The following is a 12,645-nucleotide window of genomic DNA, read 5'->3' on the forward strand; positions in this document are numbered from 1 at the left end:
TGAAACAAAGATAGTCAAGTTGATTGAAAATCAAAGTTTCGGCAAAAGAAATGTTTAGTTGCCAAAGTTTTGAATGAATAGCTTAACCTTTTTTGCCATTTATCGTAAGTTGTATCTCATCTTTAATCGACTCGATCAATTCCAGGCATCTCTCCATAGCTAATCTGTTGTGATTAATCATTTCCTGAATCATTGGCGCAGTTATACGTCCACTAACGCCAGTTAAAGAGCGGCTTTCAATTAGTCTCTCTTTGCCAAAATTGTAGTCCTGAAAGGACTGAATAATTCTACGCAATTCAGAATAATGATCTACATCTATAAGAATGGAAGAGGTTTCAATTTGTCTATCACACTTGATCAACGCCCTTCTAAAGGTTACTAACTTCATTTTATCAGCAATATTCCAAAGATCAATGCAAGCAAACTTTAGCTCCTGCAAATTCCGCCATAGGTCGAGATAAAGCTCAAATTGTCTGTCATTATATTTAAGGACTGTCGCTCTCAATATATCAATTTGAGATTTATATGATTCTAATTCTTTTTCAAAGCTGTGCTTTACTTTTTGTTTATAGTTATCTGCTAGTGTATTAGCCGATAGTTTTACTAAAAAAAATACTATCCCGCCAGCCCCAGCCAAAGAAACTATTATCCCTGAAACAACTTTTATAACATCAAGAAGTGACATGCCTAATTATTATTTACTTTCCAAAAGGCCTAAATCTACTTTGCTAGAATCGACGTGTTAATACCCAACCTTGGGTATTTTTGACCTTACATGTTGTGTTCGTTGACGCTAGAATCAATATTCAATCAACCCGTTCTTGATTGCCCACATGACAAGTCCAACTCTGCTTTTTATATTAAACTTCTCAAAAAGTGACATGCGATAGCCATCTACGGTCTTAGGGCTGAGGCACATCTGATCGGCAATCTGGTTATATGTCATTTCCGAACAGGCGAGTTTGAGGAACTCTCTTTCTCTATCATTGATGTCGCAAAAATTGCTTTGCGTGCCTTCATTTTTTAAAGAATGGATCAATTTACCCGTAACAAAATCGGTATAGTAATAACCTTTAGCATAAATCGAAGCCAGGGCTTCTTTAAATTCACTTGGTTCAGCATCTTTGCATAGATAACCTTTAACACCCAGCTTTAGCATTTTTACTACTGTCTCCTCCTTTTCGATCATACTCAAAACCAAAATACGAATGCCAGGAAAGTGTCGAGAAAGCCATTCCACAGTCTCAAATCCGTTCATTTCCGGCATATTAACATCCATCAATATAATATCGGGAGGATTTTGAGTGTTCAGTTTTTGCTGGAGATCAAGGCCATTATCAGCTTCAAAGACCACAACATAAATATCAGAAATGGATTCGATCAAACTGCGTAGTCCACCACGGAACAGTTTGTGGTCATCTACTAAACCAAGCTTAATTGTCTGCTTCATTGGCCAGAGGGGTGTTAATTATTATTTCGGTTCCTGTGTTGACACTGCTAGTTATCTGAAGGTCTGCACGTATCAATTTAGCCCGTGTCTTCAGGTTCATGAGGCCTGATCCTCCACTTTTGAGAGCTTTATCAATATTAAAACCAACACCGTCGTCTTTAAAAGTTAATTTAAGAAAATTACCAGATAGAGCAACCCCAACGGATATACAAGTTGCGTCACTATGTTTGAGTGTATTATTCAGTATTTCCTGGGACATGCGAAAAAGTATAATGGTTTTATTGGGATCAAGACTTACTTTTTTTGCGTCATTCTCGAATATAACCTTATGTAGCCCAAGCCTTTTAATACGCTCTATTTCGTCTTTCAATCCCTCTAACAATCCGGTATTAACTACATGGTCACTGTTCAATGAAACACTGAGACCCTTAATATCTGATATTAGCTTTCTGATTAAGTTTTTCGTCTCATCCAGCTTTTCTTCGGCTTTTTCCCTAGCATTCAGGTCTATGATACTCAGGTTAATCTTTATTAGACTGGCTATCTGTCCAAGATTGTCGTGCAACTCATATCCGATGTGTTTTAGCGTCTGTTCACGTATTTCAAGCTGTGCCTCCAGCAAGTTCTTTGAGAATTGATCTTTAATTTGTTGTTTTTCAATCTTGTGTTGTTGGCGCTTTCTTACAAATACAAGTGTAAAAGCTACAATAAAGGCGCACAGGAGAAAAAATAATAAGGAACCAGCAGTGATGGCTATAACTATATCCGATACAGGAAATTCTTTCATGGTCGTATGGGTTTTGTCTGCCTTCTATAGTCAATGTAAAAGCCAATAAGAAAAACCAGATACATAATGGTGTTGAATACATCATGTATAATCCAGAGATTTTTAAGTAGACTGTCACTGTTAGCCATAATATAGTGCCACAACCCAAAGATTAGCATAGTACATGAGGTATAAAGAAATAACCCCAGTAGAAAGAGTAAGTATGACCTTTGAGTATGTAGCAAACGATCATCATTTTCATAAATGTCCAATACACTCAACAATATCCAGGAGGTATAAACAAGATTATTAATACAGAGCCATTCGGTAAGGAACTTGCTTTCAACGCCCCAATAACTAATAGAGATTACTCCCAACAACAGACAAACTGCACCTAATATTTTGAAGATTTGTTGCTTTCTGTTTGTACTGTAACTTTTTCTGAAAAAAAAGTACAAAATAAAAAGCTCCACTACTACATTAATATTGTAGAAAATATTGAGAGCAGGTATTCGCCCCAAAAAAGCCCGGGCCAATTGGGGAATACAGGCTGCTAAAACCAAAAGTAGTATCAGCCTGGATTTTACTGTAAGCCTGGTGTAAAAGAAGCACCCTGCCACCGCCGGTAGTAAGATGCTCCAAATGGATATTTTATTTATGATGTCTTGGATACATGAATTTAGTATTTATTTTTTAACCTTAAACACTAATTTTTCCACTGCACCATCTCTACTTTTTAAGCCTTCTACCGATTGAAGTTTGGAGACGACTGCCCGTGGAGGGTATTCACTGGCTGGCTCAACTGCCATATATTCATCAGATTTTAATCCTATTGGTGCGCCGGAAACGCATCCGGCCACTACGACTGTGAATGATCCTTTACCAAATTGTGAATATTGACTGTCTACTTTAGGGTGTGCACCAAGTACAACCATTAAATGAGAGACGCCCGAATCGAGCATCTTTAAGATTTCATCTCTTTCAAATAGAAAGCCATTGAAATTCTTAATGTCGTTGTGGAATGTGCCGAGATCGTTTTCCGACAGTCCATCGGGAACTTTCCCGAAAGACATGGCCATTTCAGTCTTAATTGCATTGTAGGTGCTAATTATTTCGTTGGCTGTAGCCAAGTCAATTGGTGCAAATTTCATTTTTTCAGTACTTGTGTTGCTTTCTTTACTCATGATATTAAAGTGTTTGGTGAAACATATGGTCAAGGTAAACAACAAAGTAACTTTTGACTAGGGCTAGCAATAGAAACAGGATAATTATAACAACTCTCAGGGTTTTTCCTGTTTAACTTTCAGGAGTTCTCCTCTTATATGCGACGAACCGTCAGATTACCTTTATATCATCAAACAGCCATGTGGTTTTAAGTACTTACCATGTACTCAAGTTGCAGAATGATTGGAACGATCCAGGGTAGTTCTTATCAAGAAAAACAAGAATATAAAGGCTAAACAGCAACTTGAGTACTGGCGGCAAATCAATCTAAATAATAATCACCTAAAAATTAATTAATCATGAAACCTTCATTTCTAATTGCTCTATTAACTATTTGTTTCTTTTCGGCTAAAGCCCAGGACAATTCAAAAAAAATAAAAGAAATAAAGTTGGACTTTGCCAACATGGAACTAGATGTTCCTGGTACTTTGAATGGGTTATCAGAGGGTAGCCTGTATCGGTTTGTAGTGGAAAATATAAACCTAAATTTATATGAGGTAAGTGTTAATCACGGAGACACGTCATATAGTAAAGCGATAGATCCACCTTCTTTTAATAGTCCTTTGTTAAGCGTTTTACCAGACTTAGTTGAAGGTATAAAGAAATCATCCGTTGAAGCTCCCTTGGCTGAACTAACAAAACAATCGTTCTTGGCATATGCTCCCGCCGATGGGCCTTTTAAAAAAATGAATAATGTTGATCTAAGAAAAATAAAGGCTTTCGAACAACTCTCAAACACTGAAGGTAAACTTCTTACATTAGTAAATTCAATAACAGAGAGTGAGAAAAGTTTGAATCAAATTAAGACCGGATTGCACCTCTATCGGCTGTATGAAAGCGGTATAGATGTTAGTAAACCTGATTTTACAATATACCAGGCATTGGATTCAATGCAAAACCACATCAAGGAACTATCCAATTCAAGGGTAGCTATAATCAACGAAGGGATCGAAATTACTCGGATTACAGAACAATACGCAGGAATTATCTCGTCCGATGAGGCGGTAAAAAGTCATCTTAATGAAGTCAAAACCATTTATGAAACTATTGTGGATCATATCGACAAAACGTTAAGCGCTTATGATTCCGAGCAAATAAACAACTTGTTAGAAAATACTGTCTACACGATTGGCAAGAGAAATTCTGTTTACAAGTCTGCTCCTTTTCAACTTAACGGAGAACAAGCTAAATTAAGATACACAATAGAACCACGAGACAAAAAATACAACTTACAATCTTATAGCTCTGAAATTCTCTTTCCGGGAAAAACTAAAACCTTTTTTACCGTGGGAATGGCATTTTACGGGGCTACGTTATCTGACGAAGCATATTCTATAAGCACAGAAACTGCAGTTGATGGTACGATTACCTATCAACTGGTCAACGAAGACCTAAGCAAGATTGAGATGGGAATGGCAGCCTTGTTGAGAGGGGGGAAAAGGTTAGAGAACAAAAATCTTTCTTTACAATTTGCATTTGGGCCTGGGGTATCAATCACTAATAAGATGAGACCAAGGTTTTTGATTGGTGGAGGCTTTTCATATGGCAACAAACATCGAGTGGCGTTGGATACAGGTTTAATTATTGGGGAGGTTAACCGCCTAAGTCAACAAGTACGTAAAGGTGGAGTCAATGAATCCACATCCCAATTAACTGTCTCAGATCTAAAGGCTGGCGGCTTTCTGTCTTTGGGTTATCATTTTAACCTGTGACCTCGAACTTCATAATATCCCCTTTGATTCCATTGTAGATTAAAGGGGAAACGCACTCAAAAAATTGTTGCTCAAAAAATTGTTGCTCAAAAAGCACCCTATACAACCAATACACGCTGATATTGACAAAAATACCCAAGGTTGGGTATTAAGGATCCGGCACTAAACTCTTTCTAATATTACACTTTGAGTCGGAGATAAAACACCTATTAACCTGTAGTTGATATGATGGAAGTACATAAAATACTCACTGTTAAAACGTGGACTTACCGAAGCTTCATGAATGATGCCAACCAAAACACCACACCAGACGATCTGCTTTTTGGTCAGGGCAAAATGATATTTGAACAAAGCCCGATAGGCACGGTGAATGGTTACTTCGATTTTGGAGAAGCCAGGCTTAATTTCAGGGGATACATCACTTATGGTAATCCTTTTACCTTAAGGTATCAGGGTACAGGTATCAATGGAACGGTCACCGAAGGCTGGGTCTATGACTACCTAGGATATTATATCCCGTACTGGCCAAACGGTATCGACCAGGTCGATGCCATAGCAGGTTCGGTGATACGTACCGCTCCTCATAGCAACGGTCAGGAAAAGCCGGATTAGTAGCATCATTTTACACCTGTTAACTATAACTAACCATACATGAAAAAAAAACTTATAATCTTAACATCAGTACTACTTATTGGGACGCTTGTGTCCTGTGACAAGGATGAAAAGCCAAAAGACGGTGCTGCATTATTAAAAGCGGAGAAGGAAAACATCCTGTCCTTCCTGAGAAAGTCTGCTGGTCAAAAAACTGCTTTTGAAAAAAATAAGAAGAGCACACAACTAGCGAGTACTACAAACCCGGTATATCAGGATCTTCAAAACCCGCCAGTAAGAAGCGCTACAAACGGAATATTAGATACAGAACTCCGTGTGGCCTATAGTGATCAGGAGATATGGAATGTCAAAGACCATCAAACGCTAACCGTGAGGCTGCGAAATTATGAAGGGCTTTTGGTACCGCCCACTTTAAAAGTCAAACCAGGAGATCTCCTGCGTGTCAAAATGAAAAACGACCTGCCTCCGCTCGGTCATGTCAGTTGCGATCCTTACGGTGGCATGCACCATACTTCCGATGATCCGTGCGAACAGAAGAACCCTCAGTCATTCAATACTACGAACCTGCACACTCATGGCCTGCATGTAAGCCCAAAAGATAGCAGCGACAATGTCCTGGTGCATATTATGCCGTCATGTGAATTTCAGAATCACATTCAGATTCCTGAAAACCACCCTCAGGGTACCTTTTGGTACCACGGTCACGTACACGGCTCCACTGCAGTGCAGGTTTCCTCCGGCATGGGAGGCGCATTGATAGTCGAGGGAGGAATGGACACGATACCTGAAATAAAGGCAGCCGACGAAAAGATATTTGTATTTCAGCAAATCCCCTATACCCAGGACTCTGACGGCCAATTTGGAGTAGAAGACTTTGATGCATCATTTGGGCCGGGTATCTGGGATAAGGGGGTTGATAGCCATGGATGGCGCACCATGATCAATGGACAAACCTATCCAATTATTCGCATGAAATCGGGAGAAGTGCAGCGTTGGAGATTGATACATGCCGGGGTTCGGGAAAAAATAGAGCTTGAGCTCGATGGACATCAGTTACATGAAATTGCGCTGGATGGAATAAGCCTCGGAAGAGTGGAGACAAAGGGTTATGTAGAGCTACAGCCCGGTTACAGGTCGGATATACTAATAAAAGCCAATGAAGTATCAAAAACTGACACCCTGTTCCTCATTGATAGGGAGACTCAAAAGGAGAGTAGTTTGCTTGACGAATATGAGTCTCCGAAAATCCTGGCGATAGTGATCATTTCCACGGAAAGTAAGGATATGAAATTACCCACCAGTGACGAGTTGGCGGCATACCGTCCGTTTAAAACCATTAAGGAAAGTGAACTGGAAGGTCTGGCACAGGAAGTATGGTTCAACATCGATGTAAACAGCACTCCCACGTGTTTTACAGTTAATGGAAGACCGTTCAGCATGGACAATCCTCCGAGGGTCTTAAAACTGAACTCCGCCAGTGAATGGAAAATCACCTCTCAGTTTGTGAATCACCCCTTCCACATACACGTCAATAGCTTCGAAATATTCCGAGTTAAAAAGGCCGATGGACAGGAGATAATATTTGATCCCCCGGTCTGGCGTGATACTTACCTGATCCAGCAGGGCGATACTGTTTTTGCCAGATCTCGATATGAGGATTTTGATGGCAAATTTGTTTTGCACTGTCATATCCTGGATCATGAAGACCAGGGTATGATGGAACTGGTCAATATTGTAGGAACAGAGGCTTTATAAAACAGATACAAACATGGGGAAAATATTTATCACATTATTTATGAAGGCGTGGAAGCCCTGGATTTTACAGGTCCCCATGACGTTTTTGCCATGGCTAATTACATAAGCCGGGAATCTTTACATTCAGATGATCTACCATTTCAGCAATATGTAATTGCATCTGCTAAAGGGCCTGTAAAAACTGCGGGAGGAATAGCTATAACACCTGATTTTACTTTTGATGATGCCATACCCGAGGCTGAGATCATTTTCATTCCTGGTGGGCCATACATTAAAAACATCAGTGCCACTGACCCCATGATCAAATGGATACAGTCAAACTATTCAGATAAGAATCAGATTGTTTCGGTTTGCCTCGGCGCTTTTCCATTGGTCGTTGCGCTGGGACAAAAACTACAGGGGCATACAATCACAACGCACCACCAGGCCATTGAAGATCTCAGGGAAAAAGTTAATTCCCTGAATATCGATGCTTTTGTAGCCAAAGGCCAACGGTATGTGAGTGAAGGGAATGTTTTGTGTTCTGCAGGAGTATCTTCCGGGATAGATGCTGCCTTTTATCTCTTATCAGATATTATGGGGCAGGAAATTGCCAGAAAAACATCCGAGATTATGGAATATAACAGGACCATTAACTGGTCACTGGAACAATAATAAATCACCTGACTATTAAAATAAATCACTATGAGCGAAACAACCATTACGAATCCTACATGGTATGGGGAAATCAGTAAAATGTTTAACCAGACTGATATTGACCATATGGCACCTCAGGGTGTACAATTGGACAATTATGAATATGTGAAATCCAACGCAACCAATATTTACGGACAGGTAGCATCCGGCAACATGCCTCCAGGCAACCCATGGCAGCAAAGTTGGGTGCAAACTTTTCTAAACTGGATCCAGACCGGGTGCCCTAAGGGAACAATAGAAACTACCGAATCTGCCTTATCTGGCATGGCCTTGCGCAAGTCCGCAGAAAAGGTGGCCGGGAGGATCCGCAAGAATGTAGCCAGCCTCTCATCTGAGGAGCTGGAGAAGCTTAAAAAGGCATTTAGTACCATTATGTCAATGGATCATAATGATCCAAACGGATATTTTGTGGTTGCTGGGTGGCATGGATTACCAAAATCAAAGTGTATGCACCACATTCCACCTTACAATCCATGGCATCGGGCCTATCTGCTATATTTCGAAAATGCCCTTCGTAATGTTGACGGATGTGAAGATGTAACACTGCCATATTGGGACATCAACACACCGATCCCTGATGTTCTGAATCAGGCACCGTTTGATAGTTACACATACCCTGTTGATTTAAATGCGCAGTATAAAAAAGGGGACAAGACATCCCGGTACACATGGTCTCAGATTTCGTCGAACCTGGCACAGTATGAAGTACTGGAAGATCTGTCCCGAGCTATGGGTAGGACTGACTGGGAAGACTTTCATGGTGGTCGCGCCTTTGATAATGCACCGAACAACACCAACATTTCAGGCCATGACGGTGGACATGTTTCGATAGGGGATACTATGCTTGACCAGTACGTAGCGTCATTCGACCCGATTTTCTGGTTTTACCACTGCAATCTGGACAGGCTTTGGTGGACATGGCAAAAGAAGATGAATGCTACTAATTTATCCGGCCTACTCAAGACCATCCGGTCGGACTTTAGTAGAAGCTACTTCACTGATGAGTTTCTTACTACACTTGCCCCATTTACATCAATGCCAATAAACAGGACTACGGTTAATGTGGTAGATTCATTAAACGACCTGGATATAGATTATCAGGAAACAGCTTTCGAGGGGCTTGCACTCGAAGCGCTTCCGACAATGAAAGGAAGCTCTTTACTTAGTGACAAGTTCAGCCTGAAACCGGACAGGGTCAATATCCGCGTCAAAAACCTTGACAGGATCAAAATCCCTGGCAGTTTTAAGGTACATCTTATGAAGAATGACAAGATACTTCGCAGCAGGGCTTTCTTTCAGCCGAATGAAGCCGAGAAATGTGAAAATTGTGTTCAGCATAGAGCTGTAAATTTTGATTTCGAACTTAATCTGGAGGAAGTGGCAGGTGCCAAACTGGAAATCCTGGTGGAGCCACTTAACAAGGATGCCCATGGTGAAAAATTCCCTGCAAAACTGATGGGCAACCCTACTGTAAATATGCGATTGCTAATGACAAATGACGTGGTATTGCATCAATAACAGCTCTGTAAATAAGTAAAATTCAAAACCTCTAAAGGTGTAGATTATGAAAGGTCATTTATCTGTAAATCAACCATTCATTATAGACCATCAGAAGGTAAATGTACGTGTAAAAGGCATTAACCGCCTCTCCATACCAGGGAGCTTTAAAGTTTTGCTAAAAAACGGAGAGACGGTTATTGCTTCACGTGCAATGGCACAACCGGGCGACCCGGCGAAGGTTGATGAATGTGTGAAACACCCACTCGTTGACTTTGATTTTGAACTTCCTGTTACAGCTATATTCGGCAACCGTCTGAATATAGAGGTAGAACCTGTAAACAGGTCAGTACACGGACGTGTGATGCCTCCAAAACTACTCGGCAACCCCACTATTAATATCAGATTCCTGTTACAGGAAGTTTAAGAACTGTTTTTTCTTAACACCATTCAGTATGAAAAATCAACCCTCTGTCCCCGTTTATGTAAGATTATCCCAGGTGTTTAGTCTTCTGGGGTTAATCCTATTACCTAAATGCTCACTGTGCTTGTTTGCTGCGGGTACAATGATTACCATATGCGGAGGTGCTTCACAAATACCCCCGGCATGGGAATACTGGCTGATAGGATCAACCACGTTATTGGTTATAACAGTACAGATATACAAGATCAGAGCGCGTTTTCTATCATTGACTTTAATTTTCACCTTATCAGGAGGTTTAACCATTTTTGCATTTTTGTGGTTGAAATTAAGCCCGATAGTTTACTACCGGTGTTACCATGATCCTTGCTTCATCAGCAATATTTGCCTTCAATAAGTTCGGGAATAAGGATTCAAATAAGTGCTGTACTGCAAAACACGAAAAATAGGCTCTTCTGCTAAGGCCCAACATTAACCGTAACAGTTTTTTCTTTTGATAATAATTAGTAGTAAAGGGTGTGAGGGTGCTTAATGATCTGTTTTAAATATGCACAAAATTAACAGGCGGATTAATTCCTGAAAATTCAATCCGCCGTCATAGTCGTAAACTAAATCTGCTACCCAAATATCACATTGGCAGCTTCGTCCATTACCTCCTGCTCAAATTCAGAAAAGTAGGCTTCTGTTGTGGAATAATCCGTATGACCCAACATATCACCTATTATTGCTTTAGATACTCCTTTATTTTTTCCAGCCATTGCAAAAGTATGGCGTATTACATAGCTGCTTAATTTGATAGGGAGTCCGGCATCCTTACCTATTTTCCCCAGTGATCTATTGAAGCCAGAAAGCCTGTATAAATACTTCTTATGTATTACTTCGCTGTCCGGATGGTTAATGACTTCATCAAGAACTGGGAATATAAGGTTACCCGCCCTTTTTTGCTGCAAATAGTACTCAAGTATTACCTGGGCTTCAGATGGAATACTGAAATTAAATTCCTTTACGTTGGTACCTCGCCTTGTCTTTCTCCGCTGATATCTCAATCGCCCTGCTTCAAGGCAATCACGGGTTAAATAGGATAGGTCGGCAAAGTTCATCCCTCGTAAATAGTACATGAAAAGTAAATAGTTACGGGCGTGCCATAGCTTCGATTTCAGGGGATATGATAAGTCTTTAATGATCTGCATATAGCTGTCATTAACCGCACGCTTTTTCGAACTGCCCTTTTTGATACTGTACCCCCCCTGACCGAATGGGTAATGCTCACGGGTAACTTCTGTCGACTTGTCTTTAACCGCGAGGTTGTATATACGACGGATAGTACGCAAGATTATAGCAATGGTGCTGGTTTGAATATTTTTACTTTTGCATTCAGCTTCAAATCCAAGAATGTACATTTCATCAATGTCAGTAATCAGCAACCGATTGTTGCCATGATATTCTAACATTTTATTAACACTATATCTGCACATTTTCACCCAAGAATATTGTTGGGATTTTTTATACATCATTTCGACTTTGCTCCCATAGTCTAACAACGTGGTTCGCCCAACAAGTATCGGGTCAGGGGACTTTTTTTCAGTATCTATGGCGATTTCTTTTGTAATAGCTTCTGCCAGATCGTAAACGGTCATATCCTTGAGATGAAAACTGTATTTTGTAAGAACATCCTCGGCTATGGAGAGCTTGTTATATAGCTGTTTATTCGTACGTGTTGAATTGTTATAGGAGTTTTTAATCTTTTTGTTTTTGTTGTCCCATTCGGATTCCCGCAGCCTCAGACCGACAGGAATCCTTTTAGGTACTCCCTTGTGTGTAAGACGGATTACTACAGGGAAGAGATTCGTTTTTTTATTACGGGTGTCTAGTCGTAATGCAAGTGTTGCCATGGAGTCAGATTTTGTTATTAGTTTTATGATTGAATACTGATAAAAACATATCAAAATCATTGCCAAGGATTTGCCAAGTTTTTAGGATTCTAACGGTTTTAAAGGAAATGCCAAAATGGCAAAAAGTGCATTTAACTGTCCATTTGGGCGCTTTTCAGTTGGTTACGAGGTAGATGATTATTAATCTGTAATTAGGTGTAATATACCTGTGTGGATGTTCTTGTTTTGTTCCTCGATGTATCCTTTTCTATCCGGTTCAGAAACATCTTACCTGAATTTGTCCTACTTTTTTGGCGGTCTATACATCATGAGCCGAATAGCTGTTCATTCGGCTCATAGGGTTATGGCATACTATTTTTTAGTTCACCTTGTTGATTACTGTTTATCTGAACTTATTCCTTTAAAGATTACTCAATATAGGTACTTTAGGTACACCATGCAGGCGGGGTTGAAAAAGTATCAATAGGGGCTCAGCAATAGGGCAAGCACGAGGACAAGCTGATGGGTATGACTGGCATGCAGGAAAGGTTTCTCCCCCGACAATTTTTGCTTTTCGCTCGTAACAAAACTTTTAACTTTCAAATCTGTAAGTTTGATTTTCCTTTTCATATTTTATTAGG

At 40.1% G+C, this 12,645-nt stretch carries 14 protein-coding genes; 6 read left to right on the forward strand and 8 right to left on the reverse strand.

Going from position 1 to position 12,645, the window contains the following annotated elements:
* Positions 1-82 precede the first annotated feature (82 nt).
* From JMN32_RS00185 to JMN32_RS00205, 5 genes are all read right to left on the reverse strand, one after another.
* Positions 83-685: a hypothetical protein gene (locus JMN32_RS00185; protein WP_202854250.1), complete on the reverse strand. Its 603-nt coding sequence runs from the start codon at positions 683-685 to the stop codon at positions 83-85.
* A 114-nt stretch (positions 686-799) separates the two neighbouring features.
* The gene (locus tag JMN32_RS00190) at positions 800-1,450 is read right to left on the reverse strand and encodes a response regulator (protein WP_202854251.1); all 651 of its coding nucleotides are present in this window, start codon (positions 1,448-1,450) and stop codon (positions 800-802) included.
* Entirely contained in the window at positions 1,434-2,237 is an 804-nt protein-coding gene (locus JMN32_RS00195) for a sensor histidine kinase (protein ID WP_202854252.1), read from the reverse strand. The genes JMN32_RS00190 and JMN32_RS00195 overlap by 17 nt, the downstream gene beginning before the upstream one ends.
* Positions 2,234-2,836 carry a hypothetical protein gene (locus tag JMN32_RS00200; protein WP_202854253.1) on the reverse strand — a complete coding sequence of 201 codons (603 nt, stop codon included), beginning with the start codon at positions 2,834-2,836 and terminating at the stop codon, positions 2,234-2,236. Before JMN32_RS00200 ends, JMN32_RS00195 begins: the two co-directional genes overlap by 4 nt.
* Before the next feature lie 66 nt (positions 2,837-2,902).
* Positions 2,903-3,367, reverse strand: coding sequence for a hypothetical protein (locus tag JMN32_RS00205; RefSeq protein ID WP_202854254.1), 465 nt, complete (start codon positions 3,365-3,367; stop codon positions 2,903-2,905).
* A gap of 372 nt (positions 3,368-3,739) precedes the next feature.
* On the opposite strand from JMN32_RS00205, the gene JMN32_RS00210 reads away from it, so the two are divergent.
* The 6 genes from JMN32_RS00210 to JMN32_RS00235 all read left to right on the forward strand — a co-directional run bounded on the left by JMN32_RS00210 (position 3,740) and on the right by JMN32_RS00235 (position 10,139).
* Complete coding sequence (locus JMN32_RS00210) at positions 3,740-5,152, forward strand: hypothetical protein (RefSeq protein ID WP_202854255.1); 1,413 nt, start codon at positions 3,740-3,742, stop codon at positions 5,150-5,152.
* Positions 5,153-5,377: 225 nt separating this feature from the next.
* Positions 5,378-5,764: a hypothetical protein gene (locus tag JMN32_RS00215; protein WP_202854256.1), complete on the forward strand. Its 387-nt coding sequence runs from the start codon at positions 5,378-5,380 to the stop codon at positions 5,762-5,764.
* A gap of 39 nt (positions 5,765-5,803) precedes the next feature.
* Positions 5,804-7,519, forward strand: a complete 1,716-nt coding sequence (locus JMN32_RS00220; protein WP_202854257.1) for a multicopper oxidase family protein — start codon at positions 5,804-5,806, stop codon at positions 7,517-7,519.
* A 36-nt stretch (positions 7,520-7,555) separates the two neighbouring features.
* Positions 7,556-8,173, forward strand: coding sequence for a DJ-1/PfpI family protein (locus JMN32_RS00225; protein WP_317191745.1), 618 nt, complete (start codon positions 7,556-7,558; stop codon positions 8,171-8,173).
* 30 nt (positions 8,174-8,203) lie between these two features.
* Positions 8,204-9,733 (forward strand): tyrosinase family protein, encoded by a 1,530-nt coding sequence (locus tag JMN32_RS00230; protein WP_202854259.1) that lies wholly within the window; start codon positions 8,204-8,206, stop codon positions 9,731-9,733.
* A gap of 46 nt (positions 9,734-9,779) precedes the next feature.
* Positions 9,780-10,139, forward strand: a complete 360-nt coding sequence (locus JMN32_RS00235; protein ID WP_202854260.1) for a hypothetical protein — start codon at positions 9,780-9,782, stop codon at positions 10,137-10,139.
* Between the two features lie 54 nt (positions 10,140-10,193).
* Here the strand turns inward: JMN32_RS00235 and JMN32_RS00240 are convergent, their stop codons facing one another.
* The 3 genes from JMN32_RS00240 to JMN32_RS27665 all read right to left on the reverse strand — a co-directional run bounded on the left by JMN32_RS00240 (position 10,194) and on the right by JMN32_RS27665 (position 12,634).
* On the reverse strand, positions 10,194-10,439 hold the full coding sequence (locus JMN32_RS00240; RefSeq protein WP_202854261.1) for a hypothetical protein: 246 nt from the start codon (positions 10,437-10,439) through the stop codon (positions 10,194-10,196).
* Positions 10,440-10,750: 311 nt separating this feature from the next.
* Complete coding sequence (locus tag JMN32_RS00245; RefSeq protein ID WP_202854262.1) at positions 10,751-12,025, reverse strand: tyrosine-type recombinase/integrase; 1,275 nt, start codon at positions 12,023-12,025, stop codon at positions 10,751-10,753.
* 459 nt (positions 12,026-12,484) lie between these two features.
* A complete protein-coding gene (locus tag JMN32_RS27665; protein ID WP_202854263.1) occupies positions 12,485-12,634 on the reverse strand; it encodes a pinensin family lanthipeptide in 150 nt (49 codons plus the stop codon).
* Positions 12,635-12,645: the final 11 nt, after the last annotated feature.

The organism is Fulvivirga marina (assembly GCF_016775155.1).
Classification (GTDB): domain Bacteria; phylum Bacteroidota; class Bacteroidia; order Cytophagales; family Cyclobacteriaceae; genus Fulvivirga; species Fulvivirga marina.